The organism is Brevundimonas terrae, assembly GCF_011761985.1.
Classification (GTDB): domain Bacteria; phylum Pseudomonadota; class Alphaproteobacteria; order Caulobacterales; family Caulobacteraceae; genus Brevundimonas; species Brevundimonas terrae.
Genome location: NZ_JAASQT010000001.1, coordinates 590,634 through 616,429 on the forward strand (window position 1 = coordinate 590,634; position 25,796 = coordinate 616,429).

Sequence of the window (25,796 nt, forward strand, 5' to 3'; positions counted from 1 at the left end):
TAATGCGAAGTGATGGACGGCGAAACCCTTGAGGTCTAAAGGCCGCATATGGCGATAGGCGTTTTTGACTCCGGCGTGGGCGGTTTGACCGTTCACCGTGAACTTGTTTCGCGCTTTCCAGAGCGTGATTTCATCTATCTGGGCGATCAGGCCCACGCCCCGTATGGCGGGCGCGATGGCGAGGATATCGTCAACCTGACGCGCGCGGGTTGCGAGACGCTGTTCCGTGCCGGTGCCTCGGTTGTGGTGCTGGCCTGTAATACCGCCTCGGCTATTGCCCTGCGCCGTCTGCAACAGACGTGGATTCCGGCCTTTTCCAAGGAAATGGGTCGCCCGCTGAACGTGCTGGGCATTATTGTGCCGACCATCGAGGCGGCCACCGGCCTGCCCTGGTCCTATGAGGCCGAGCGCGACGGGCGTCTGGAAGGCCACAAGAAAGAATCTATCGATATCACCGGCGTGTTCTGCACCGCCGCCACGGCCATGAGCCGCGTCTATGAAATCGAGATCGACAAGCGCCGCGAGGACTTGGCGGTGTTTACCGAGGCCTGTCCGGGTCTGGCGGGCCTGATCGAACTGGGCGCGCCCGAGGACGAGCTGCGTGTCGTGGTGCGCGATCACGTCGATGCCCTGCGTCGCCGCATCGGGCGGCATCCGGACAAGGCGATTCTGGGCTGCACCCATTATGAAATCGTCGCCGACCTGTTTGCCGAGGCCCTGCCCGAGGGTGTGCAGGTGATCAGCCAGCCCAAGGCCGTAGCCGATGCGCTGGAACGCTATTTCGAGCGCCATCCCGAATACGAGCTGGGCCATAGCGGTCGTCGCGACTTCCTGACCACCGGCCAGCCCGGCCCGCAATCGGACCTGATCGCGCAGTTCTGGGGCGCGCCGCTGAGCTTCAGCGCTGCCTAGCCACCAAAGCTGGAAGCACCGGATTTCTGGCGCGCCCAGTAGTCCGCCCCGCTGGACGGCTTGAACATGGTTCGCACCACACCGCGCTTGTCCATGACCGCAAAGGTGTTGGTGCGGGGCTGATAGATCAGCACATCGCCATTGCGGCGCGAGATTTTCTCGGCATCGGCAGGGGGCTGCGCGGTAAAGGCCTTGGCCTTGGCCAAATAGTCCTCGGCACTGTCGGCCTCGAAATCAGCCCCGTTGCGCGCGAACAGGCGCATAGCCTTGGCATCGGCGGTTTCGCGCCGGTTCGAGGTCAGAACGCCCGTGGCCTGAACCGGCGGCCCGCTGTTTTCCAGCGGTGCCGGGGCGGCATCCGGCCTTGTCGCTCCGTCCGTAGCCCTTTCGGCCTCCGTCTGGGCGCGCTCGCGTGTTTGCACCGCCGAGCCGCCATTGTCACAGCCCGCAACCACAACCGCCGCCATGATGGCCAAGGCCAGAACTGTCCGCGTTCCCATCTACACCTCTATAAATAACATGGATATTTAATAGGCGCACATCAGCGTATATGGCAACGCTTGCTGTTGTCACCGGCGTCTCGACGCGGTCATCAATGACGGATAAAACCTGTCCTATGAGCCAGACCTCCCTTATCGGCCCCACCCTGTCCGGTCGCCGGATCCTGTTGATTATCGGCGGCGGTATTGCAGCCTACAAATCGCTGGAACTGATCCGGCTGATTACCAAGTCGGGCGGTGAGGTGATGACCGTGCTGACCCGTGCGGGCGCAGAGTTTGTCACCCCCATGACGCTGGCCGCGCTCAGCGGACATCCTGTGCGGCAAGACCTGTTCATGCCCGAAGATGAAACCGCCATGGGCCATATCGAACTGTCGCGCTGGGCCGATCTGGTGGTGGTGGCACCGGCCACGGCGGGTCTGATTGCCAAGACCGCCCATGGCATGGCCGACGATCTGGCCTCGACCACCCTTCTGGCCACCGACAAAAAGACCCTGTGGGCCCCCGCCATGAATGTGCGCATGTGGGAACACCCTGCCGTTCAGGCCAATGTCGAAACCCTGAAAGCGTTTTCGGGTTTCCAGCGCGGGGCCTTTGTCGGTCCCGACGAGGGTGTGATGGCGTGCGGCGAGTTCGGCCTTGGCCGTATGGCCGAACCCGAAGCGATCTTTGCCGCCATTGCCGCCGAACTGGACCCTGCCGCGCGCCCTCTGACGGGACGCAAGGTGGTGATTACCGCAGGGCCGACCTTCGAGGCCATTGATCCTGTGCGTGGCCTGACCAACCGCTCCAGCGGCAAGCAAGGCTATGCCATTGCCGAGGTGCTGGCCGATCTTGGGGCCGATGTGACGCTGGTGTCCGGTCCGGTGTTTCTGGATGCGCCCAACGGCGTGCGCCGTATCAATGTCGAGGCGGCCGCCGAAATGAAGGCTGCGGTCGAGGCTGAAATGGCCGCGCACAAAATCGATGTCGCCATTATGAGCGCCGCCGTGGCTGACTGGCGCGTCGACAATGTCGCCACCGGCAAGATCAAGAAGGCTCCGGGCGGGGCCCCTGCGCTGCACCTGATCGAAAACCCCGACATTCTGGCCGCCGTGTCCAAATCCGGTCCTGTGCGGCCGAAACTGGTGATCGGTTTTGCCGCCGAGACGGCCGATCTGGAAGCCAATGCGCTGGCCAAGCTGTCGCGCAAGGGCTGTGACTGGATCGTCGGCAATGATGTCAGTCAGGACGTTTTCGGCTCGGACGCCAATGCCGTCACCCTGTTTACCCGCAACGGCAATGAAAGCTGGGAACGCCAGTCCAAGCGCGACATCGCCAGACACCTCGCCCAACATATCGTCGACCATTTCAAGGCTGATCCCCAATGAGCACCCTGCGTATCCTTCCCCTGCCCCACGCCCAAGGTCTGGACCTGCCAGCCTATGAGACGACGGGTTCTGCCGGAATGGACCTGCGGGCGGCCATTGGTGAGGGTGAGGTGCTGACGCTGCAACCGGGGGCGCGGGCACTGGTACCGACGGGTCTGAAGATCGCGCTGGAGCCGGGTTTCGAGGCGCAGGTGCGCCCGCGTTCGGGTCTGGCCCTCAAGCATGGCATCACCACGCTGAACTCGCCCGGCACCATCGACAGCGACTATCGCGGCGAGGTCGGGGTGATCCTGATCAATCACGGCCAAGCAGCGTTTGATATCCGCCGTGGCGAACGCATTGCCCAGATGGTCATTGCCCGCCACGAACAGGCTGCCATTTCAGTGGTCACCACTCTTGACGAAACCGAGCGTGGCGAGGGAGGCTTTGGCTCCACCGGTCGCTAGGCTTGGACTTGCCCGACCGGTAAAGGGAGGTGGGGAATGAATACGCTGGACTGTCTGGTCTATATCAGTCGTGCCAGGCTGAACGCGACAGAGCGTCAGGACCATCTGGCCGATATCGTCAAGGTATCGACTTATCGCAATGCTGACGCCGGTATTACCGGCATACTGACCTTGCAAGACGAGCGTTTCATCCAATTGCTGGAAGGTACGCCTGCGGCTCTGGATCTGCTGATGCTGCACCTGCATTTTGACGAACGCCACGAGGACATCCGTATTGTGGCGCGCGACCAGATCCCCCTCAAGGAAGTGACCGGCTGGTCAATGATCAGCCCGCCGCAAGGCACACCGCCCCACCCGCAAATCAGCCAGATGCTGGCCGCGCCACCACCGGCGATCTATCCGTGGCGTGTTGCGATGAAGGAACTGGTTTCTATGCCCGTCTAAACGCTCGAAGTCGGGGCTGGCGGCGTGATTTCGCGTCGCAGCACCCGCTCGCGCCATGCCGTATAAAGTCCGCTGGCGGCAATCAGGGCGGCACCGCACAGGGTGGCAAAGGTGGGAATATCGCTCATCATCAACCAGCCCAGCACCAGTGCTCCGCCCATTTGCAGATAGTCCAGCGGGGCCAGAACCGATACCGGCGCATGTTGCAGGGACGTGGTCATCAGCAGTTGCGCCACCCCGCCCGCCAGTCCGCCCATGGCCAGAATGGCAAAGACGGTCAGCGTATGGCTGTGGCTGTCGAACAGCGAATAGACACCGCCGCCTACCGCACAGGCGACAAAGAACCAGAACACAATCGAGGTGGCCGATTCCGTCTTGCCCAACTGGCGCAAGGTGACGGTGACGGAGGCCGCCACAAAGGCACCGCCCAGTGCGAACAGGAAGCCCCCCAGTGGCGGCGCACCTGCAAGCCCCGGACGCATGACCACCACCACACCGAGGAAGCCCATGGCGATCGCTGTCCAGCGGTGACGACCAACCTTTTCCTTGAGGAAGACGATCGACAAAAGCGTGGCAAAGATCGGCGCGGTAAATCCGATGGTAATGGCATCGGCCAGTGTCAGGTGGCGCAGGCCCTCGAAGATCAGGAAGATACCCGACACACCCAGCACACAGCGCCACAGATGCACCATCGGGCGTTTGGTCTTGATGGCATCAAGTCCGGTGCCTTTGCTCATAATCCAGAGGATCACCACCGGAAGCCCGAACAGCGAGCGGTAAAACACCATCTCGCCTGCGGACACAGGTTCCAGATCGGCCGCCCATTTCATCGAGGCGGTCATCAAAGAAAAACTGAGAGCGGAGCACGCTCTCAGCATCATGCCGTAACTGGTACCATGACGGATCATGGTCAGGCTTTAGGCCGGATCAGGCCTGACGGAAACCCAGAACATCCTGCATGTCGTAAAGACCGGCGGGACGCGAGCGCACCCATGCCGAGGCCGCAACAGCGCCCTTGGCAAACAGGCTGCGATCAATGGCCGAATGGGACAGGGTCAGAATCTCGTCATCGGACGCGAACATCACCGAATGCTCGCCGATAATGCCACCGCCACGAATGGTGGAAAAACCGATCTTGCCGCTTTCGCGTGGGTCCTGCACACCGTCATAGGGTTTAGTGCGGACATCGTCCAAATCGACGCGGCGGCCCTCCGCGGCGGCCTCGCCCAGCATCAGGGCGGTGCCTGACGGGCTGTCGACCTTGCGGCGGTGATGGGCCTCGGTGATCTCGATATCCCAGTCCTTGGCATCCAGACGCTGGGCAGCATTGCGGACCAGACCGATCAGCATGTTCACGCCCAGCGAGAAGTTGCCGCTTTTGACGATGGCGATCTTCTCGGCGGCCTGTTCGAGTTCGGCTTCCTGTTCGGCGCTGAGACCGGTCGAGCCGATCACCAGAGCCGGACCACCCGCCTCGGCGCAGGCCTTGGCCAGTGCCACCGAGGATTCCGGCGTCGAGAAGTCGATAATGACATCGCACAGATGCAGATCGACGGCGTCGCCACGGTCAAAGCGGGCCGCAACCACAACATCCGAACGGGCATCCAGCACATTAGAGACCGCACGGCCCATGCGACCGCGATAGCCGGAAATACCGGCGTGGAAAATTTCGGTCACGCCGCGTCTTCTTTCGAACCGTCTGTCTCGCCACCCATCACATCGGCCCAGAAGCGTTTGGCCTTGCCAGCAAAGCTGGTGTTGCGGGGGGTTTGTTTCTCGCCCAGTGAATCTGCCAATTCTTGCAGCAGTTCCTTCTGGCGCGCCGTCAGGTCGCTCGGGGTTTCGACAAACAGTTCCACCACCAGATCGCCGCGTGTGCGACCGTTCAGGTGCGGCATACCCTTGCCCTTGATGCGGACCGTCTTGCCGGTCTGCGAGCCCGCAGGCACATCGACCTGTTGCTTGCATGCGCCGTCACAGGACGTGGACACCAGACATGGCGCATCGATCGAGCCGCCCAGAGCCGCAACCGTCATCGGTACAGGCACCGTGACCAGCAGATCCAGATTGTCGCGCTCGAACAGCTCGTGGGTCTTGACCGAAATAAACACATAGAGGTCGCCGCGCGGACCACCACGTTGTCCGGCCTCGCCCTCGCCCGTCAGGCGGATACGCGAGCCATCATCGACACCGGCTGGTACCTTGAGCGACAAACGGCGCGTCTTACGCACCTGACCCTGACCACGGCATTCCGGGCAAGGATCGGAAATCATCTCGCCGGAGCCGCCGCAACGCGGGCAGGTCCGTTCGACCTGGAAGAAGCCGTTGGCCTGACGCACACGACCGGCACCGCCACAGGTGGAGCAGATGGTCGGCTTGCTGCCTGCCTTGGCACCGGAACCGTCGCACGGCTCGCAGCTCATTGTGGTGGGAACGGAGATTTCCAGCTCGGTGCCCTGATAGGCCTGCTCGAGCGTGATCTCCATATCATAGCGCAGGTCCGAGCCACGGCGCGGGCCGTGATTGGCACGTCCACCGCCACGCCCGCCAAAGGCGTCGCCGAACGCATCGCCAAAGACCTGGCTGAAAATGTCATTGATGTCGTGGAAGCCCTGACCGCCGCCCTGGCCGAACGGGTTGCCGCCACCGGCACCACCGTTCACGCCTGCATGGCCATAACGGTCATAGGCGGCGCGCTTGTCGTCATCCGACAGCACCGAATAGGCTTCGGACAGTTCCTTGAACATGGCGACGGACTCCTCGGAGCCGCCGTTACGGTCAGGGTGATGCTGCATCGCCAGCTTGCGGTACGCGCTCTTGAGGCCGCCCGCATCGATCGTGCGCTCTACACCCAGAATCTCGTAATAGTCACGTTGCGCCATGAGGCTTTCGCTCTCTCAACCTTATTCCGTCGCGTCACCGGATTTGAAACCCCGGCAACCCAGATGCTCCGTACTGAGATTGGCAGTCGGAGCGTGTGATGCAAGCCCTATGAAATGGCCCCGCCTGCCGTCAGGCAAACGGGGCCGTTTCAAAAGTCAGAAGTCCGGACTTAGGACTTCTTGTCGGCCTCGTCCGAGTCGACTTCCTCGAACTCGGCATCGACCACACCGTCATCTGCCGGTTGTTCGGCAGCACCGGCATCGCCCTGTTGCGAGGCATACATGGCCTCGCCCAGCTTCATCGAAGCCTGAGCCAGAGCATTGGTCTTCTCGCGGATGGCTTCCGGATCGGTGCCGTCCTTGGCCGACTTCAGTTCGTCAACAGCGGTCTGGATGGCAGACTTGGTGGCTTCGTCCACCTTGTCGCCATGCTCGGCCAGAGCCTTCTCGGTCGAGTGGACCAGAGCGTCCGCCGAGTTGACAGCTTCGACCAGTTCCTTGCGGGCCTTGTCGGCTGCGGCGTTGGCTTCGGCTTCCTTGACCATTTGCTCGATGTCGGCATCCGACAGGCCGCCATTGGCCTGAATGCGGATCGAGTGCTCCTTGTTGGTCGCCTTGTCCTTGGCCGTGACGTGCACGATGCCGTTGGCGTCGATGTCGAAGGCAACCTCGATCTGCGGCATGCCGCGCGGTGCGGGCGGGATACCCATCAGGTCGAACTGGCCGAGGATCTTGTTGTCCTGTGCCATCGGGCGTTCGCCCTGGAACACGCGGATCGTCACAGCCGACTGGTTGTCTTCGGCGGTCGAGAAGACTTGCGCCTTCTTGGTCGGGATCGTGGTGTTGCGTTCGATCAGCGGGGTAAACACGCCACCCAGCGTTTCGATACCCAGCGTCAGCGGGGTTACGTCCAGCAGCAGCACGTCCTTGACGTCGCCTTGCAGAACGCCAGCCTGAACGGCGGCACCCAGAGCCACAACCTCGTCAGGGTTCACACCCTTGTGCGGTTCCTTGCCGAAGTATTTCTTCACCGCTTCCTGCACGGCAGGCATGCGGGTCATACCGCCGACCAGAACGACTTCGTCGATGTCCGAAGCCTTCAGGCCAGCATCGGCCAGAGCCTTTTTGCACGGCTCGATGGTGCGGGCGACCAGGTCTTCGACCAGGGCTTCCAGCTTGGCACGCGACAGCTTGATGTTCAGGTGCAGAGGACCCGATGCGTTCATGGTGATGAACGGCAGGTTGATCTCGTACTGGCTGGTCGAGGACAGTTCCTTCTTGGCCTTTTCAGCCTCTTCCTTCAGGCGCTGCAGGGCCAGCTTGTCGCCACGCAGGTCGACGCCCTGTTCCTTCTTGAACTCGTCGGCGAGGTAATCGACCAGACGCATGTCAAAGTCTTCACCGCCGAGGAAGGTGTCGCCATTGGTCGACTTCACTTCAAAGACGCCGTCACCGATCTCGAGGATCGACACGTCGAAGGTACCACCGCCGAGGTCGTAAACGGCGATCTTCTGACCTTCGTTCTTGTCCAGACCATAGGCCAGAGCGGCAGCGGTCGGCTCGTTGATGATACGCAGGACTTCAAGGCCGGCAACCTTGCCCGCATCCTTGGTGGCCTGACGCTGGGCGTCGTTGAAATAGGCCGGAACCGTGATGACGGCCTGGGTGACGGTTTCACCCAGATAAGCCTCGGCGGCTTCCTTCATCTTGATCAGGGTGTAGGCCGAAATCTGTTGCGGCGAGTAGTCCTTGCCGTGGGCCTTGACCCAGGCGTCGCCGTTCGGGCCCTTCGTGATTTCGAAAGGCACCATCTTTTTGTCTTTGGCGACCACGGGGTCGGCGAAGGTGCGGCCGATCAGGCGTTTGATCGCAAAGAAGGTGTTCGACGGGTTGGTGACGGCCTGACGCTTGGCGGGCTGACCCACCAGAACTTCGCCGCTCTCCTGAATCGCGACCACCGACGGGGTGGTACGAGCGCCTTCAGCGTTTTCGATAACCTTGGGATTGCTGCCGTCCATGACGGCGACGCACGAGTTGGTGGTACCGAGGTCGATGCCGATAATCTTGGCCATGGCCTTGTTTTACACTCCTTGCGGCGGGCGATGCGGCGGCCTTGATAAAGCGCCGCGCGTGACCGCCCCCATTGGGCTAGAGACACCTTTCCGGCAAGACCGGATTGGCGAGTTATTGTGACAGAGCGCTTCCATCGACGGTTCTGAAATAGAAACCGTGGCCGGAACCACCCCTTTCGTGATCGGATATGGGAAAGTCCCTAGCCGCTGCAAGGGCTTGTTGCACACAGATTGCGATTTATATGGCTTGGCCGCTTTTAGGACCCCGCCAAGCCAGCAGCGCAACTTGGCCCAAGGCAGGCTATAAGGCGGGTATGGCTGATTTCTCGCCCCTGCCTGTGCCTGTACCGACCGGACTGGACGGGTTTTTATTGTGGCCGGAATTTCTAAATTTAGATCAACAAAAACAGCTTGTTGAATCTGTCCGTGACGGTATTCGCATTGCCCCGCTTTACCGGCCCGTGACCCCTGCAGGGCGCCCCTTCTCGGTCAGGATGAGTAATTTCGGCCCGCTCGGCTGGGTTTCCGACCGCGAAGGCTATCGTTATCAGCCGCACCATCCGCAAACGGGCCATGCATGGCCACCGATTCCCGATCTTTTGCTGGATATCTGGAAAGCCACGGCCCGCCATCCGCGCTTGCCCGATGCCTGCCTGATTAATTTCTATGATGCCGACGCCAAAATGGGTCTGCATCAGGACAAGGACGAGGCCGATTTTTCCGTGCCGGTCGTTTCTGTCTCGCTCGGCGATACCGCCGTGTTCCGTTATGCGCCGCCCGAGGGCGGGCCAAGCCGCACGGTGAAACTGTCTTCGGGCCATGTGTGCGTATTGGGCAGCAAGGCCCGACTGGCCCGCCACGGCATAGACCGCATTCTGGACGGCAGTTCACAGCTTTTACCCCGTGGCGGCCGGATCAACCTGACCCTGCGGGTCGCGCGCTAATCAGCAGCGCACATTAAGGTTTGCGGCGTCGGCATCTTGGTGTTCTCTCTTTTCATCCCAGGGAGGAGCAGACCATGCCCATCATTACCCAACCCGAAGGGCTTGGCCCCGACCAGCTCAAACCCAGCCGCCGTTCGCTGGGCTTACTGGCCGCTACGGGCGTCGCGTTTGCGGCCTATGCGCCCGCCGCCCTTGGTCAGGAGGCTCAGCCGATCCATACCCCGTCTGACGGTCTGGTGACCACCGAAGTGTCCTATCCGTCCGAAGACGGGTTTGTGCTTCCGGCCTATGTGGCGCGGCCACAAGGCGATGGCCCCTATCCTGTGGTGATTGTGGTGTCGGAGATCTTCGGCATTCACGAATATATCCGCGACACCTGCCGCAGACTGGCCCATGCCGGTTATGTAGCCATTGCACCGGCCTTTTTCGTGCGGGCCGGTGATCCTGCCCCGCTGGCGGACATGCAGGCCGTCATGGCCATTGTCGCACAGGCCCAATACGAACAGGTCATGGGCGATATTCAGGCCAGTCTGGACTGGCTGGCCACGCAACCCTATGCCGACAGTTCAAAGGTCGGCATTACCGGCTTCTGCTGGGGCGGCAAGGTGGTTTGGCAGGCTGTTGCCCGTTTTGCCCCGATCAAGGCCGGTGTGGCCTGGTATGGCCGTCTCAGCCCCGCTGCCAGTGCCACCGGCGAACAAAAGATCGCAGGGCAGCCATGGCCGATTGATCTTGTCGGCGAGCTGAAAGCCCCCGTCATCGGCCTTTATGGCGATCAGGACAGCGGTATTCCCACTGATACGGTCGCGGCTATGAATGCGGCCTTGGGCGAGGCGGGCCAGACCCACAGCCACATCACCCTGTTTGAAGGGGCTCCGCATGGTTTTCATGCCGATTACCGCCCCATGTATCGCAAAGCCGCCGCAGAGGCAGGCCAGCAGATGATGTTCGAGCACTTCAAACGCTGGCTGTAGATCAAAAAAAGCCCGCCATCCCTTTGAGGACGGCGGGCCTTTCTATCTATTCGACAGAAAGCCTCAGGCTTTTTCGTCGAGGTTTTCACCGGTGCGGTTGCTACCGCCCGCATAGCCACCCGAGCCCTTGGCCGCGACCACCACCATGGCAGCGCGAACCGTACGCCCAAACAGGGCATAGCCCGGTTGCAGGGTCATGATGACCGAGCCGCCCGGCACCGTGTCCGACGGCTGTTCCATCATGGCCTGATGGAAATGCGGGTCAAAGGCTTCACCGGCCTCGGGTGCGACGCGCACAAGGTTGTTGTTCTCGAATGCCGACAGCAGCGATTTTTGCACCAGTTCCAGACCGGTCACCAGACCGCTGGTGGCCGCATCGCCATCCTTGGGTGCCGCCTGCAGCGCACGCTCGAGATTGTCTGCCACGCCCAGCAAATCCTTGGCAAAGCGCTGGATCGCATAGGCGCGGGCATCATTGGCCTGGGTTTCGGCGCGGCGCTTGGTGTTTTCAACCTCAGCCGTTGCGCGCATGGCGCGGTCTCGCCACTGGTCGCGCTCTGCAATCAGAGCGTCAACAACTTCCAGACCTTCGTCATCGGCCATCTCGACGGCGTCAGCGGCCTCGTTGATGTCCTGCTCGAGTTGATCCCGGGTCTCTTCGTTATGATCCGTCACGTTTCCTGTCCGTCCAGAATTCGGCCCAGCACCCGGGCGGTATAATCCACCAGCGGAATGACACGGGCATAGTTCAGTCGTGCGGGTCCTATCACGCCAATCGCGCCAAGAACACGCTGTCTGCCCGACATATAGGGTGCCGCAATCACTGCGGAACCCGATAATGAAAATAGTCTTGTTTCTGCACCGATATAGATGCGGACGCCCTGCGCCTCGCCGACATCGTCCAGCAGGCCGATAAGCTGTTCTTTTTGCTCAAGATCATCGAACAGCACACGCACCCGTTCCAGATCCTCGCTGGCGCGGGCGTCCTGAAGCAGATTGCCGCGCCCGCGCACGATCAGGTTGCGGTCCCGTTCCCCCGAGCCGCTCCATGCGGCCAGCCCCTGCTCGACCAGCCGGGCCGCAGCCTCGTCCAGTTCACGGCGCGCCATATCCACCTCGGTGCGCATTTCCTGTCGGGCATCGACCAGAAGTCGGCCCTTGAGGCGATGGTTCAAAAAGTTGGAGGCTTCTTGCAAGGTGGACGGCGTGACACCCGCACTCAGCGGCATCAGGCGGTTTTCCACCGTACCATCATCGGCCACTAATACCGCCAGCGCCTGATCACGCCCCAGAGCGACAAACTCGACATGGCGCACCCCTGCCTCGCGCACCGGAGAGGCCACGATCCCTGCCCCGCCCGCAAGGCCGGACAGCAGCGAGGATGCGGTTTCCAGTGCCTCTTCAACATTGGCCCCGTGGCTGTGGCCCATACCGGCAAGGCGCGCATCGATCTCGCGGCGCTCTTCCTGACCGATATCGCCAACCTCCAGCAGACCATCGACAAACAGGCGCAGGCCCGCATGGGTCGGTGCCCGCCCCGCAGAGGTGTGTGGCGAGGCCAGAAGCCCCGCCAGCGTCAACTGCTGCATGGTGTTGCGGATCGAGGCCGAGGACAGTTGCACCCCCGCCTTCTGGATGGCGTGAGAGCCGACCGGCTCGCCCGTTTCCAGATAGGTTTCGACCACGCGCCGGAAGATGTCGCGGGCGCGGCTATCAAGGGTGGCAAGACCCGCAGAGGGATAAAGCAGGCTCATCGGATGCGGACCAGATTTGAAACAGTTCGGAGAAACGCCATGACGGCATGGACGCGCCCCTTCTTATTCAGGATAAGCAGACATGACCGGCGCGCAAGGCGCTGCCCCCTTAATAACTGCAATCTTCGAGGCTCCCCATGCGTCCTTCCGAGCGTACCCCCGACCAACTTCGTCATGTCACGCTGGAAACCGGCATCACCCGCTATGCCGAAGGGTCGTGCATGGTCAGCTTTGGCCATACCAAGGTACTGGTCACCGCCTCGGTCGATGAAAAAGTCCCCGGCTGGATGCGTAATTCCGGCAAGGGCTGGGTGACGGCTGAATACGGCATGCTGCCGCGCGCCACCCACACCCGTGGCCGTCGTGAAGCCGCTGCCGGCAAGCAATCGGGCCGCACCCAGGAAATCCAGCGTCTGATCGGTCGCTCGCTTCGCGCCGTTGTCGATCTGGAAAAACTGGGCGAGCGCCAGATCGTCATCGACTGCGACGTCATTCAGGCCGATGGCGGCACCCGCACCGCCTCGATCACCGGTGCCTATGTGGCTCTGGCCATCGCCGTAAAGGGTCTGGTGGACAAGGGTGTCATCAGCGAAAATCCGATCGTCGATCAGGTGGCGGCTGTGTCCTGCGGCATCTTCAATGATGTTGCCGTTCTGGACCTCGACTACGATGAAGACTCCACCGCCGAGGCCGACAGCAACTATGTGCTGACCGGCGATGGCAATATCGTGGAAATTCAGGCCACCGGCGAAAAGCGTGGCTTCTCGCGCGGCGAGTTCGACCAGTTGTTCGCCTTGGCCGAAAAGGGCTGCACCGAGCTGTTCGAACTGCAAAAAGCGGCTGTCGCAGCGGCTTGATCTATCGGGATGCGGGGTCCGGTTTTGGGCCCCGCATTCACTTTTTCGGAACCGGCCCCATACGCCGGACCTTCTCTAGGTATACACAGAAGGAGGAAACTGTATGGCTTACCAGATAAGCAAGCTGTGGCTTGCCGCTGCACTGATCGTGCCCTTGGCAGCCTGTAATCCGGCCAGCCCGCCCTCCGATCCTGCGCCACCGCCTGTTATCCCGCCAACGACGCCCGCAGCAGCATCGGTGGCGATGACAACGGCTGTCCAGTCCGTCAATCCGAGCCTGTCACCGGAGGGGCAACCCCTGGAACAGCCCCTCTCCTGTCTGGATGAACGCGGTCCACAGCAGGCCGGTAATCTGGTTCAGCGCTGCCTCGCCGTCAGCCCCGCCACGCGCCCGCCCTGCAACGTCCAGAACCCCTGCGCCATGATCGAGGACGAGATCAAACGCAGTTGCGACATGTACGGCCCGACCGAAACCAAACCCAAAGAATGTGCGGCCTAACCCAGCCGGAACACCCGTTTCTTGTTCGCGATAATGCGCTCAAGCCGTGAGCGACCGCGTCGCGAACATAGCGCCCGACAGAAGGCTCCGCCTTCTGTCACTCAACAAAGAAAAGGCCCCGCTGTTTCCAGCGGGGCCTTCTTCTTTGGAATCAAAGAATATTAGTCGCGACGCGGACGGCGCGGACCGCGGTCACCGCCTTCACGCTTCGGACGGCCACCGGTGTCGTCGGACAGCGGGGCTTCACCGCGCTCGGCGCGCTCGGCATTGATCTTGTCCGTCAGGTCTTCACCCGTGGTCTGATCAACAACCTTCATCGACAGCTTGGTCTTGCCGCGATCGTCGAAGCCAAGGAACTTGACCTTAACTTCCTGACCTTCCGAAACGACGTCAGCCGGATTGGCAACGCGTTCCAGAGCCAGTTGCGAGACGTGGACCAGACCATCCTTGGCACCGAAGAAGTTCACGAATGCGCCGAAATCGACGACCTTCACGACCTTACCCGAATAGATGGTGCCGACTTCCGGCTCTGCTGCGATCGAGTTGATCCAGTCGCGAGCGGCTTCGATCTTCTCTTGTTCGTTGGCAGCGATCTTGATCGTGCCGTCGTCCGAGATGTCGATCTTGGCGCCGGTCTTTTCCACGATTTCGCGGATGACCTTGCCGCCCGAACCGATCACTTCACGGATCTTGTCGACAGCGATCTTGATGGACTCGATCTTCGGAGCGAACTCGCCCAATTCGGCGCGCGGCGCCTCCATGGCCTTGTCCATTTCGTCGAGGATGTGCAGACGGCCAGCCGAAGCCTGAGCGATAGCCTGCTTCATGATCTCTTCGGTGATGCCCGGGACCTTGATGTCCATTTGCAGCGAAGTGATGCCTTCGCGGGTACCAGCGACCTTGAAGTCCATGTCGCCCAGATGATCTTCGTCACCCAGGATGTCCGACAGGATGGCGAACTCGCCCGACGGCTCCAGGATCAGACCCATGGCGATACCCGACACCGGACGGATCAGCGGAACGCCCGCATCCATCAGGGCCAGCGACGAACCGCAGACGGTTGCCATCGAGGACGAGCCGTTCGACTCGGTAATCTCGGACACCAGACGAATGGTGTACGGGAAGTCTTCCTTCGAAGGCAGCATCGGACGGATGGCGCGCCATGCCAGCTTGCCGTGACCGATTTCGCGGCGACCCGGCGAACCCATGCGGCCAGCTTCACCAACCGAGTACGGAGGGAAGTTGTAGTGCAGCAGGAAGTTTTCTTTGTACGTGCCGGTCAGGCTGTCGATGTACTGCTCGTCTTCGCCGGTGCCGAGGGTGGCAACGACCAGAGCCTGGGTTTCACCGCGCGTGAACAGCGACGAACCGTGGGTGCGCGGCAGGACGCCGACTTCCGACACGATGGCGCGGACCTTGTCGAGCGCGCGACCGTCAACGCGGTGTGCGTTTTCGATGATGTCGCGACGCAGGACGTCGGCTTCACATTCCTTGAAGGCGGCCGAGAACTTGGACGAGTCAACGCCGTCCGGGTTCTCTTCGGTCTTCACCAGAGCAGCCGATGCGGTCTTCTTGGCAGCTTCAACGCCCGAACGGCGATCATACTTGCCCGGGTGCGCATAGGCCGCCTTGATGTCTTCGCCGACCAGTTTCTTGATCGAGGCGACAACGTCCGAATGATCTTCAGCCTGGAAGTCGAACGGCTCCTTGGCAGCGTGCTCGGCCAGTTCGATGATGGCGTCGATAACCGGCTGCATGCCCGCGTGAGCGAACATCAGGGCCTCGAGCATCTTGTCTTCCGACAGTTCCTTGGCTTCGGATTCAACCATCATCAGGGCGTCCGAGGTACCGGCCACAACGAGGTCAAGGTCCGAGGTCGGAACTTGGTCGATGGTCGGGTTCAGAACCAGCTCGCCGTCGATCATACCGACGCGGGCGGCACCGATCGGGCCCATGAACGGAACACCCGAAATGGTCAGAGCAGCCGAGGCTGCGACCATGCCGACGATGTCCGGATCATTTTCCAGATCGTGCTGCAGAACGGTGATGACGACCTGCGTCTCGTTCTTGAAGCCCTTGACGAACAGCGGACGGATCGGACGGTCGATCAGGCGCGAAACCAGGGTTTCTTTTTCGGTCGGACGGCCTTCACGCTTGAAGTAGCCACCCGGGATCTTGCCAGCGGCAAAGGTCTTTTCCTGGTAGTTCACGGTCAGCGGGAAGAAGTCCATTCCCGGCTTCGGCGAACGACCGTAAACGACGGTGGCCAGAACTACGGTCTCGCCGTAGGTGGCCAGCACAGCGCCGTCAGCCTGACGGGCGATGCGACCGGTTTCCAGCGTCAGCGGGCGACCCGCCCACTCGATCGTCTTGCGTTTGATGTCGAACATATTTCTTCTTTCGTCTCCCGCGGGCGTATTCCCGTCGGGGGTGTCGGAGCCTCAGGGCGTTCAGTCCTTCGGTCCCCGTTTATCCGGTAGTGCTTTCACCGCCGGATGGTGAAGAGGGCCATGATTTCGGCCCCCGCTTCGGGTGCACTGTATCGTCCCACAGTGCAGGGAAACTCTATACTAGGAGCGGAACGAGGCGCGGACGTGACCGCCCGCGCCTCGTGGAATTTTCATCCGATCCGCAACCGGGGCGCCTTAGCGACGCAGGCCCAGCTTGGTGATCAGCGCCACATAACGGGCGCTGTCCACCTTGTTCAGGTGGTCGAGCAGACGACGACGCTGCGAGACCATCTTCAGAAGGCCGCGACGCGAGTGGTTGTCTTTTTTGTGGGTCTTGAAGTGCTCGGTCAGGTTCGCGATGCGAACCGACAGGATTGCAACTTGCACTTCAGCCGAACCGGTGTCGCCTTGCGAGCGAGCGTTTTCAGCAATGACTTCTGCTTTACGGGTAGCCGTGATCGACATCGTAGTCTCCGTTATTGGAGGTTAAAAACACGGTCAGGTTCTAGCCGACCGGCCTTGAGGCTGCAGAGCGCCACCAGTGTTTCGCCCTCGAAAGCCGAGACCTGCGTCGAACCGGTTTGAAGCCGGTCCTGAAGCTGCTCAACCTGTGCGGGAAGCAGAACGATGGGACGTCCCTGCCTCAAAGAGAAGGCTTCCTGTTCCGTCACGGCCAAATCCGGGATGTCGTCCAGAGCGGTCGCAACAGGCAGTAGGCCTTCCGAGGCGCGGCCCTTATGCGCCAAATCCACGAGAAAATCCAGTGTGACAGCGTTCTCGACAGAAAACGGTCCCACCATCTCGCGTCTCAGAACCGAAACATGCCCCTCGGCCCCGAGGACCGCAGCAAGATCTCGCGCCAGCGAGCGGACATAGACGCCCTTGCCCGTGCGCATGGTGATTTCGATATGATCCGCGTCGGGAACATCTGTGACCGCCGCCTCATGAATGGTCACGCGGCGCGATTGTAGTTCAACTTCAACGCCTTCGCGGGCCAGATCATAGGCGCGTTCGCCATTCACCCGGATCGCGGAAAAGGCTGGTGGAACCTGATCGATCTCGCCGACAAACTGCGGCAAGGCGGCCTTTACCTGCTCGGGCGTCGGGCGCACATCGGAGCGGCCAATGACGGTGCCCTCAAGGTCGATACTGTCTGTCGAAATGCCCCAATGGATGACGAAGCGATAAATCTTCTGCGCCTCCATCATAAAAGGCACAGTCTTGGTGGCCTCGCCCAAGGCAATCGGAAGTATGCCACTGGCCAACGGGTCCAGAGTACCGGCATGACCCGCCTTCTGGGCGTTGAACAGGCGGCGGACCTTGGTCACAGCCTCGGTCGAGCCCATTTCATAGGGCTTGTCCAGACACACCCAACCGTTGACGAGATCGCCCTTCTTGCGGCGGGCCATCAGTCTTCCTGAGCGTCGTCGGTACGCTTCAGGTCGGCCTGAATGCGCGAGTCCATAAACAGACGGTCCATATAGTCGGCCATCTTGAAGCTCTTATCGTGCAGGAAGCGCAGTTCAGGCGTGTACTTCATGTCGATGCGACGCCCCAACAGGCCGCGCACGAACTTGCTGTGGGTGTTGAGCGCGCCTGTGACCTCGTCTTCCAGACCGGCAGTGTCGGCGGTTGTGACACCGGCCCCCAGTGGTTCGACAAAGACGGTGGCGTGGCGCAGATCGGGACTCATGCGCACTTCGGTGACGGTCAGCGAAACCCCCATCAGGGCTTCGTCGTGGATTTCGTTTTCACGCAATACGTCCACGAGAGCGTGGCGGATCAGTTCACCTGCGCGCAACTGGCGCTGGGTCGGGCCTTGCGGACCACTGGCATTGCGGGTGTGTTGTTTGCGGGCCATGCGACCAGCCTCCTATCGTCTCGCGCCGTCGGGGATCGGACACCGACTGACCAACGCGAAGGGCGCGGTCTAGTCATCTTGGGCGTCCAAGTCCAGTTTGGCCATAGCGGCCCTGACGCTGTGCGCGTCGATTAGCGGTCGGCAGGCCCCTCGCCGATCGTTGTCGGCAGCGAGGCCCATTCACCGCGATAACGGTAATTCAGCTCCGCACAGTGGCGGTACTGGCCATCCTGCCAGAGGCCCACCGCATGAACCGTCAGCGGGTGGCCCGAGCGTACACGCCCCGTCACCAGCCATGTGGCCTGCGATCCCGGACACAGGGCATTGGCCAGTGCACGGCCATCGCCTTCGGGGAGCACCTTATAGCCACTGCCCAGACGTTCCCCTTCGGGCAGGACGCGGCTGAGCCCGGACGGATTGTCGCTCTCGAAGCGGGCCGAGCCCCGACTGCTGGTCGAGAACAGTCCCTTGACGCGGGTGGCCCCGAACATACCCCGTTCGACTTCGAGGGTAATGCCACGGGTCAGGGACTGGGTGATGCGGTTATCGGCGTCATAGGCCAGATAGCGCACACTGGCCTGAGCCGCCGTTGCCGTAGCCATAGCCATAGCCCCGAACAGCAGCACGGCCGCCACACTGTTTACTTTACGCATGTGCGCCTTTCCGAAGATCGTTACGCGGCCCCCGCCACAATCCTAACCGCCATGAGGCGCGGCGAGAAGTCATGAAAAAGGGCGTGGTGCCTTTCGACACCACGCCCTTGTTTCATTTCCCGCAAGGGACCGGCGAACCCTAGTCGAGGGTGCGCTTGATCTCTTCGACGGTGAAGCACTCGATGAAGTCGCCTTCCTTGATGTCCTGGAAGCCGGCGAACTGCATGCCGCACTCTTGGCCCGCAGTGACTTCGTTGACCTCGTCCTTGAAGCGCTTGAGGGTGTTGAGCACGCCCAGTTCCAGCACCACCACGTCGTCGCGGATGATACGGACGCGAGCGCCCTTGCGGACCACACCTTCGGTGACGCGGCAACCGGCCACGCGACCAATCTTGGTGATGTCGAAGGCCTGAAGGACCTTGGCATTACCGAGGAAGGTTTCGCGCTGGATCGGTGCCAGCATGCCCGACAGAACGCCCTTAATATCGTCCAGCAGGTCGTAGATGATCGAGTAGTAACGGATCTCGACGCCTTCACGCTGGGCCAGTTCACGCGCCTGTTTCGAGGCACGGACGTTGAAGCCCAGGATCGGAGCACCGGCCGACTTGGCCAGATTGACGTCGCTTTCGGTGATACCGCCAGCGGCTGCCAATACGATGCGCGCACGAACTTCGTCGGTGCCCATCTTGTCCAGCGAAGCCGAGATGGCTTCTGCCGTGCCTTGTACGTCCGACTTGATAAGAACCGGCAGCTCGCTGATCTTCTTGGAGCCCAGCTTGGCCATCATATCGGCCAGCGACAGTGCGCCACCCGAAATCTGGCTCTTATCGCGCTTGCTGCGCTGACGGTATTCCACCAGCTCGCGGGCGCGGGCCTCGGATTCCACCACAGCGATCGCATCGCCCGGCGTCGGCGCTTCGGACAGGCCGAGAATCTCGACCGGAACCGACGGACCGGCTTCGGTCAGTTGCTCGCCACGTTCGTTGAGCAGGGCACGAGCCTTACCCCATGCCGAACCGGCCACAACAATATCTGAACGCTTCAGCGTACCGCGCTTGATCAGCACGGTTGCCACCGGACCACGACCCTTGTCGAGCTTGGCTTCGATGACAACGCCTTCAGCCGAACGGTCCGGGTTGGCGCGCAGCTCAAGCACTTCGGCTTGCAGCAGGATCGCGTCGGTCAGACCCTTGAGGTTGGTGCGTTCCTTGGCCGACAGTTCCACCACCATGGTGTCACCGCCATAAACCTCGGCAACGATCTCGTGTTGCAGCAGCTCGGCAATAACCTTCTGTGCATCCGCACCCGGCTTGTCGATCTTGTTGACAGCCACGATGATCGGCGAACCGGCAGCCTTGGCGTGATTAATGGCTTCGACGGTTTGCGGCATGACGCCGTCGTCAGCAGCCACAACCAGCACCACGATGTCGGTCACATTGGCACCGCGAGCACGCATGGCCGAGAAGGCGGCGTGACCCGGGGTATCCAGGAAGGTGATGCGCTTATCGTCGTCCAGACGGACCTGATAGGCACCGATATGCTGGGTGATGCCACCGGCCTCGCCTGCAGCAACGTCGGTTGTACGCAGGGCGTCCAGCAGCGAGGTCTTGCCGTGGTCAACGTGGCCCATAATGGCCACAACCGGCGCACGTGCATCAACGGCATCGCTGTCATCGGCGACCGACAGGAAGCCGTCTTCAACGTCCGAATCCGAAACGCGCTTGACGCTCATGCCGTATTCCGAGGCCACCAGTTCGGCGGTATCGGAATCGATGACGTCGTTGATCTTCATCATCACGCCCTGACGCATCAGGAACTTGATGATGTCCACGCCACGAACGGCCATACGGTTGGACAGCTCACCCACGGTGATGACGTCAGGAATGACGACTTCACGCGGACGGTTCGGGGCGTCGGTGGACGAACCCTTACGCTTTTCTTTTTCACGTTCGCGGGCACGACGGACCGAGGCCAGCGAGCGCATACGCTCGACAGCATCACCATCGCCACCGGCAACCGAATGAATGGTCAGGCGGCCTTCGCGACGCTTGGGCTCGCCACGGGTACGGCTGACAGCCTTGCCCGGTGCATTCTCGCCAAAACGCTTCTCGCGGCTATCACCATCACGGTCCGGACGGCTGAAGCCTGCACCGGCGGTACGGGCCGGACGTGCGACTTCCGGCGTGGCCGGCGGTTGGTTCGGGGTCGGACGACCACCGGGACCGGTACGCGGACCCTTGGCGGCACCCGGTGCCGGACGCGGGTTCAGCGCCGAATAACGGACGGTCTGGGCCGGACGGTTCGGACGCTCGGCGCCCTCGCCACGACCTTCAGCACCACGGTTCTGACCTTGCGGACGGGCACCTTGCGGGCGATTGCCCTGCGGACGCTCGTTTTGCGGACGTTCCGTTTGCGGACGCTCGCCACCACCTTGAGCCTGCTCGCGGGCCGAACGACCACCAAGGGCCGTCTGGGCCGGTGCGCGACCGGTCGGGATCTTGGGTGTACGCTGACCGAAGTTGACCTGCGGACGCGGCTTCGGCGCGGGCTTGGGAGCCTCGACAGCCTTGGGCGCTTCGGCGGGTTTGGCAGCTTCTACCGGCTTGGGGGCCTCAACGGCCGGAGCGGCGGGCTTGGGAGCCTCGACGACCGGCTTGGGCGCTTCTACCGGCTTGGCAGCCGCAGCAGCGGCTTCGGCAGCCTTGGCGGCAGCGGCAGCAGCTGCCGCAGCAGCGGCCTGTTCCTGCGCAGCCTTTTCGGCAGCCGCCTTCTGGCGTTCGCGGTCGGCAGCCGCAACGGTCGCGGCAGCAATGGCGCGACGGCGGGCTTCCATCTCCTCGGCGGAGAGGCCACCGGCATTGGACTGGCCACGCGGCGCATTGTTGCGCGGTGCGTTGCCGTCCTGACGCGGGCGAGCCACATCAAAGCCTTGCGGGCGCTGGTGGCCACCACCCGCACCCGGGCGGCGCTTGGTTTCGACAACAACCGTCTTCGATCGGCCATGGCTGAAGCTCTGCTTCACCGTTCCGGTCGAGACCGAGCCTGCTGCGCGTGGCTTCAGCGTCAGCGGCGCGCGTGCGCCTCCTTGCGAAGGTGCATTGCCAGGGGTCTTGCCGTCGTTGGTTTTGTCGTTTTCGTCGCTCATCCGGTCGCTTTACTTGGGGCGGAGAATCCCGCCTCGTCCTTCATACCCATACACGAATGCGGCCCCGTTTCTGTAACCAGAAACCGGCCCGCACCCGCCAAAACCCTCAGCCCTCGTCTGTCGGAGACATTCCCCGACCGCCCGCATCGCTGTCTTCCGGTTCAATCCGGCGCCAGTCTTGCGGGCTTAGAGCCCTAAATCCTGCCAAGCGTTCGACCTCATGGGTCCAACGATCAGCCCGCCCGCCTTTCAGCAAGACGGCGTGTATCGCATTTTCCAGCCCAAGGGCCAAACTCAAATCGTCTACAGAGAACGCGCCGCAAATTTTCGGCGCCGGAGACACATGTCTGGCTAGCGCTATCAGCTTATTGCGGCCATCTGCTGACCCATCGGACGCTTCCAGCATCCAGGCAGCCTTACCGCCACGGATCGCAGCAGCCGATTTTTCAAAGCCAGAGATAAGCACGCCTTCGCGCCGGGCAAGGCCCAGTTGATCTAAACAGCGCTTTACCAGCAACTTTTCGACCATATCCGACAATTCTGCTGCCGGTTTCAGCGGGGCCTTGGCGGCCCGCGCGAACATATTCTTTTTCACTGCCGCATCAATGCTGGCGCGATCGGCCGCGACCCAAAGGCCGCGACCGGGCAGTTTGCGCGCCAGATCGGGATAGACCGCGCTGTCCGGACCAGCGACGAAGCGGATCAGGCGAGATTCATCAAGGACCTGGCGGGACACCAGATCCTGACGCTCTCTATCGATCAGCACCTCGGAGATAGTCATGGACAGCTATGGACCTCATCACGCGTCTTGGGGTTCGTCGGTATCGCCTTCCGGCTCTACCGCTTCGACTTCGCCCTCGGCGTCGTCGTATTCACGGGCAAAGGCGTCTTCGCCTTCAACGTCTTCAAATTCGGGTTCCGGCTCTGGCTCCGGCTGCGGCAGTTCCGAAGCGTCGATCCAGCCTGCAGCAACACGCGCACGCAGGATCAGCAGTTCGGCCGCTTCCTGCGACAGATTGAAGCTCTCCAGCACGCCAGCCAGCTTCACGCGTTCGCCGCCACGGATTTCGTGACCGCCACGGATTTCATCGGTGGCCAGATCCGCCAGATCTTCGATCGTCTTCACGCCACCTTCGCCAAGGGCCACAGCCATTTGCGGGGTTACGCCCTCGATCTCAAGCACGCCGTCCTCGACACCCAGCGCCTTGCGCTTGTTGTCCAGTTCAGTGGCCTGACGCTCGAGGAATTCACGGGCACGGGTTTGCAGTTCTTCTGCGGTATCTTCGTCGAAGCCTTCAATCTCGGCCACTTCATAGGCCTCGACATAGGCCAGATCTTCTACGGTCGCGAAGCCTTCGGTCACCAGCAGCTGGGCGATGGTCTCGTCAACGTCCAGAGCTTCCTGGAACAGGCCGGTACGTTCGGCAAATTCCTTCTGGCGACGCTCGGAGTCCTGAGCTTCGGTGATGATGTCGATCTGCCAGCCGGTCAGTTGCGAGGCCAGACGCACGTTCTGGCCGCGACGACCGATGGCCAGCGACAGCTGATCGTCAGGTACCACGACCTCAACGCGGTCGGCGTCTTCGTCCAGAACCACCTTGGACACTTCGGCCGGAGCCAGAGCGTTCACGATGAAGGTCGGCTCGTCATCAACCCACGGGATGATGTCGATCTTCTCGCCCTGCAGTTCGGCCACAACTGCCTGAACGCGCGAACCGCGCATACCGACGCAGGCACCGACCGGATCGATCGAGCTGTCGTTCGACAGAACCGCCATCTTGGCACGCGAACCGGCATCACGCGCAGCGGCGCGGATTTCGATCACGCCGTCATAGACTTCCGGCACTTCCTGCGAGAACAGCTTGGCCATGAAGCCCGGATGGGCGCGCGACAGCATGACCTGCGGGCCCTTGGCCTCAGGACGGACGTCGTAGATGTAAGTGCGGACGCGGTCGCCGACATTGAACACTTCACGTGGGATCGACTGGTCGCGGCGCATAATGCCTTCGCCACGGCCCAGATCCACGATGGTGTTGCCGTATTCGACACGCTTGACCGTGCCGTTGACGATCTCGCCAACGCGGTCCTTGAATTCTTCGTACTGGTTGGCGCGCTCGGCTTCGCGGACCTTACCGGTCACGACCTGACGGGCCATCTGGGTCTGCACGCGGCCGAACTCGAACGGCGGCAGGACCTCGATGTATTCCTTGCCGATCTCGGCTTCGGGATCGCGCTTCAGGGCGTCACGCAGACGCACCATGGCGCTATCGTTGAACTCTTCCAGCTCGTCTTCCGGTTCCCAGTCGTCGGCCACGATGGTGGTGTGACGGGTCAGCGACAGCTCGCCCGTCTTGTGGTCGATCTTGGCGCGGATGTCGTGGTGCGCGCCATAGCGCGACTTGGCGCCTTTCTGGATCGCTTCCTCGATCGCGTCGATCACGATCTCGCGGTCGATGTTCTTTTCACGCGCGACAGCGTCGGCGATCGAGAGCAGTTCCAGACGGTTTGCGGAAATTCCGGTCACGGCCATCAGGCGTCGTCCTTGGACAGGTCAGGGTTGTTATTGTCAGGCGCACCTTCCGGCAGGCCGTCATCTTCGGGCTCTCCACGGGCAGCACGCAGCGCGGCGCCTCGCTTGAGCAATTCGTCGGTCAGAACCAGCTTGGCATCGGCCAGCCATTCAAACGGGATCAGGGCGGTGTCCTCTTCGCCATCCAGATCGATAGCGACATTGTCGCCCTCGGTTCCGGCCACGATGCCTTTGAAACGCTTGCGACCCTCGACCATGCGGTCGGTTTCCAAACGGGCCTCAAAACCCTGGAACAGGTCGAAATCCATCAGGCGGGTCAGCGGGCGATCAATACCCGGCGAGGAGACTTCCAGCAGATATTCGCCGGCAATCGGGTCGGACGCATCGAACACTTCGGAGACGGCACGCGACAAACGGGCGCATTCCTCGACCGAAATATCATTGTCCGACTTACGCTCGGCCATGATTTGCAGACGGCGACGCAGCGTGCCGCCCATCAGACGTACACGCACGACGGCCAGACCCAGGCTTTCAGCCACCGGATCAATCATTTCGAGAAGAGCGCGGTCTTCTACGGTTTTGGCCCGCACGCGGTACCTCCAGAAAAACAAAAACGACGGTCCATCAGGGCCGCCGTTGAAACGACGCCGTTGGACGCCGGTCTAACGATGTAGAGGTCGATATAGAACAAAGCCCTGCCCTTGTCAGCCCCTCAAACGGCAAACGACAAGAACAGGGCTTAAATCAAAGAGATCAGGTGCGGCGGAACTGGATAAAGATCGGGTCGGTATCGCCCAGTTTCTTCTCCTCGTAGCGGGTCACAAAGTGATCCGCCGGTGCCACGAACCAGTCTTCGCCTTCGGTTTCTATGCGCTCCAGCCCCTCGGTGCGGGCCAGACGCTCCAGCGACCATTCGGCATAGTCGAACCAGTCGGTGACAAAGCGCACCACGCCGCCCGGCTTGAGCAGGCGGGCGATTTCCTGTGCGGTTTCGTCCTGCAGGAAGCGGCGCTTGTTGTGGCGCGCCTTGTGCCACGGATCGGGGAACAGGATCATCACGCGATCCAGCGAGGCATCCGGCAGGGCCGACATAACAGCGCGGGCATCATCGGCATGCAGGCGCACATTTTTCAGCTCGCCTTCCTCGATATGGCGCAGGGCAGACGCCACGCCATTCAGGAAAGGCTCGCAGCCGATCATCAGCATGTCGGGGTTTTGTCCGGCCTGATGGGCCAGATGCTCGCCGCCGCCAAAGCCGATTTCCAGCCATGCACCCTTGGCGTCGGGCATCAGGGCCTTGGGATCAATCGGGCCGTTCTTGGGGTCGGGCACGGCGATCTGCGGCATCAGGGTATCGAACAGGGCCGCCTGACGGCTCTTGATCGGGCGCGACTTGATACGCCCGAACGAGCGCAGCGGACCATTGGGCTTGGCCCAGTCGGGGCGGTCGGCGCTGGTGTCTTCGATGTGTTCGGGGGTGTCAGGCGTATCGGTCATGTGCGC

25 protein-coding genes are annotated in these 25,796 nt (G+C 61.8%); 8 read left to right on the top strand and 17 right to left on the bottom strand.

What is annotated here, in order from left to right:
* Positions 1-48 precede the first annotated feature (48 nt).
* Positions 49-912 carry a glutamate racemase gene (locus FHS64_RS02815; RefSeq protein WP_167175323.1) on the top strand — a complete coding sequence of 288 codons (864 nt, stop codon included), beginning with the start codon at positions 49-51 and terminating at the stop codon, positions 910-912.
* On the opposite strand, the gene FHS64_RS02820 is transcribed toward FHS64_RS02815, so the two are convergent.
* Positions 909-1,412, bottom strand: a complete 504-nt coding sequence (locus FHS64_RS02820) for an S-type pyocin family protein (RefSeq protein WP_167175326.1) — start codon at positions 1,410-1,412, stop codon at positions 909-911. The two genes, FHS64_RS02815 and FHS64_RS02820, sit on opposite strands and share 4 nt — an antisense overlap.
* A 116-nt stretch (positions 1,413-1,528) precedes the next feature.
* Here FHS64_RS02820 and coaBC point away from each other — a divergent pair, with 116 nt between their 5' ends.
* The 3 genes from coaBC to FHS64_RS02835 are packed head-to-tail and all read left to right on the top strand — an operon-like array spanning position 1,529 to position 3,672.
* Positions 1,529-2,782, top strand: coding sequence for a bifunctional phosphopantothenoylcysteine decarboxylase/phosphopantothenate--cysteine ligase CoaBC (coaBC, locus tag FHS64_RS02825; RefSeq protein ID WP_167175329.1), 1,254 nt, complete (start codon positions 1,529-1,531; stop codon positions 2,780-2,782).
* Positions 2,779-3,228: a dUTP diphosphatase gene (gene dut, locus FHS64_RS02830; RefSeq protein ID WP_167175331.1), complete on the top strand. Its 450-nt coding sequence runs from the start codon at positions 2,779-2,781 to the stop codon at positions 3,226-3,228. Before coaBC ends, dut begins: the two co-directional genes overlap by 4 nt.
* 36 nt (positions 3,229-3,264) lie before the next feature.
* Positions 3,265-3,672, top strand: coding sequence for a BLUF domain-containing protein (locus tag FHS64_RS02835; RefSeq protein ID WP_167175334.1), 408 nt, complete (start codon positions 3,265-3,267; stop codon positions 3,670-3,672).
* Here FHS64_RS02835 and FHS64_RS02840 read toward each other — a convergent pair.
* From FHS64_RS02840 to dnaK, 4 genes are all read right to left on the bottom strand, one after another.
* Positions 3,669-4,580 carry a DMT family transporter gene (locus FHS64_RS02840; RefSeq protein ID WP_167175337.1) on the bottom strand — a complete coding sequence of 304 codons (912 nt, stop codon included), beginning with the start codon at positions 4,578-4,580 and terminating at the stop codon, positions 3,669-3,671. The genes FHS64_RS02835 and FHS64_RS02840 overlap by 4 nt on opposite strands.
* A 19-nt stretch (positions 4,581-4,599) precedes the next feature.
* On the bottom strand, positions 4,600-5,349 hold the full coding sequence (gene dapB / locus FHS64_RS02845) for a 4-hydroxy-tetrahydrodipicolinate reductase (RefSeq protein WP_167175340.1): 750 nt from the start codon (positions 5,347-5,349) through the stop codon (positions 4,600-4,602).
* Complete coding sequence (gene dnaJ, locus FHS64_RS02850; RefSeq protein ID WP_167175343.1) at positions 5,346-6,554, bottom strand: molecular chaperone DnaJ; 1,209 nt, start codon at positions 6,552-6,554, stop codon at positions 5,346-5,348. Before dnaJ ends, dapB begins: the two co-directional genes overlap by 4 nt.
* Before the next feature lie 170 nt (positions 6,555-6,724).
* A complete protein-coding gene (dnaK, locus tag FHS64_RS02855) occupies positions 6,725-8,626 on the bottom strand; it encodes a molecular chaperone DnaK (RefSeq protein ID WP_167175346.1) in 1,902 nt (633 codons plus the stop codon).
* Positions 8,627-8,940: 314 nt separating this feature from the next.
* On the opposite strand from dnaK, the gene FHS64_RS02860 reads away from it, so the two are divergent.
* Positions 8,941-9,570: an alpha-ketoglutarate-dependent dioxygenase AlkB gene (locus FHS64_RS02860; protein WP_167175349.1), complete on the top strand. Its 630-nt coding sequence runs from the start codon at positions 8,941-8,943 to the stop codon at positions 9,568-9,570.
* Between the two features lie 74 nt (positions 9,571-9,644).
* On the top strand, positions 9,645-10,544 hold the full coding sequence (locus tag FHS64_RS02865) for a dienelactone hydrolase family protein (RefSeq protein WP_167175351.1): 900 nt from the start codon (positions 9,645-9,647) through the stop codon (positions 10,542-10,544).
* A 63-nt stretch (positions 10,545-10,607) separates the two neighbouring features.
* On the opposite strand, the gene grpE is transcribed toward FHS64_RS02865, so the two are convergent.
* Positions 10,608-11,219: a nucleotide exchange factor GrpE gene (grpE, locus tag FHS64_RS02870; RefSeq protein WP_167175356.1), complete on the bottom strand. Its 612-nt coding sequence runs from the start codon at positions 11,217-11,219 to the stop codon at positions 10,608-10,610.
* Positions 11,216-12,298, bottom strand: a complete 1,083-nt coding sequence (gene hrcA / locus FHS64_RS02875; protein WP_167175358.1) for a heat-inducible transcriptional repressor HrcA — start codon at positions 12,296-12,298, stop codon at positions 11,216-11,218. Before hrcA ends, grpE begins: the two co-directional genes overlap by 4 nt.
* 137 nt (positions 12,299-12,435) lie before the next feature.
* On the opposite strand from hrcA, the gene rph reads away from it, so the two are divergent.
* A complete protein-coding gene (gene rph, locus FHS64_RS02880; protein ID WP_167175360.1) occupies positions 12,436-13,155 on the top strand; it encodes a ribonuclease PH in 720 nt (239 codons plus the stop codon).
* A 103-nt stretch (positions 13,156-13,258) separates the two neighbouring features.
* Positions 13,259-13,654: a hypothetical protein gene (locus FHS64_RS02885; protein ID WP_167175363.1), complete on the top strand. Its 396-nt coding sequence runs from the start codon at positions 13,259-13,261 to the stop codon at positions 13,652-13,654.
* 161 nt (positions 13,655-13,815) lie between these two features.
* Here FHS64_RS02885 and pnp read toward each other — a convergent pair whose 3' ends face one another.
* The 10 genes from pnp to trmB form a co-directional block, all read right to left on the bottom strand.
* A complete protein-coding gene (pnp, locus tag FHS64_RS02890) occupies positions 13,816-16,044 on the bottom strand; it encodes a polyribonucleotide nucleotidyltransferase (RefSeq protein WP_167175366.1) in 2,229 nt (742 codons plus the stop codon).
* 255 nt (positions 16,045-16,299) lie between these two features.
* Positions 16,300-16,569 (bottom strand): 30S ribosomal protein S15, encoded by a 270-nt coding sequence (rpsO, locus tag FHS64_RS02895; protein WP_167175369.1) that lies wholly within the window; start codon positions 16,567-16,569, stop codon positions 16,300-16,302.
* An 11-nt stretch (positions 16,570-16,580) separates the two neighbouring features.
* Positions 16,581-17,513, bottom strand: a complete 933-nt coding sequence (gene truB, locus FHS64_RS02900; RefSeq protein WP_167175372.1) for a tRNA pseudouridine(55) synthase TruB — start codon at positions 17,511-17,513, stop codon at positions 16,581-16,583.
* Positions 17,513-17,965 (bottom strand): 30S ribosome-binding factor RbfA, encoded by a 453-nt coding sequence (gene rbfA / locus FHS64_RS02905; RefSeq protein WP_167175375.1) that lies wholly within the window; start codon positions 17,963-17,965, stop codon positions 17,513-17,515. The genes truB and rbfA overlap by 1 nt, the downstream gene beginning before the upstream one ends.
* 131 nt (positions 17,966-18,096) lie before the next feature.
* On the bottom strand, positions 18,097-18,618 hold the full coding sequence (locus tag FHS64_RS02910) for a hypothetical protein (protein WP_167175378.1): 522 nt from the start codon (positions 18,616-18,618) through the stop codon (positions 18,097-18,099).
* A 139-nt stretch (positions 18,619-18,757) separates the two neighbouring features.
* Positions 18,758-21,763 carry a translation initiation factor IF-2 gene (infB, locus tag FHS64_RS02915; protein WP_167175381.1) on the bottom strand — a complete coding sequence of 1,002 codons (3,006 nt, stop codon included), beginning with the start codon at positions 21,761-21,763 and terminating at the stop codon, positions 18,758-18,760.
* 106 nt (positions 21,764-21,869) lie between these two features.
* Positions 21,870-22,544 (bottom strand): RNA-binding protein, encoded by a 675-nt coding sequence (locus tag FHS64_RS02920; RefSeq protein WP_167175383.1) that lies wholly within the window; start codon positions 22,542-22,544, stop codon positions 21,870-21,872.
* An 18-nt stretch (positions 22,545-22,562) separates the two neighbouring features.
* Positions 22,563-24,293 carry a transcription termination factor NusA gene (nusA, locus tag FHS64_RS02925; protein WP_167175386.1) on the bottom strand — a complete coding sequence of 577 codons (1,731 nt, stop codon included), beginning with the start codon at positions 24,291-24,293 and terminating at the stop codon, positions 22,563-22,565.
* Entirely contained in the window at positions 24,293-24,883 is a 591-nt protein-coding gene (gene rimP / locus FHS64_RS02930; protein WP_167175389.1) for a ribosome maturation factor RimP, read from the bottom strand. The genes nusA and rimP overlap by 1 nt, the downstream gene beginning before the upstream one ends.
* Positions 24,884-25,046: 163 nt before the next feature.
* Entirely contained in the window at positions 25,047-25,790 is a 744-nt protein-coding gene (gene trmB / locus FHS64_RS02935; RefSeq protein WP_167175392.1) for a tRNA (guanosine(46)-N7)-methyltransferase TrmB, read from the bottom strand.
* Positions 25,791-25,796: the final 6 nt, after the last annotated feature.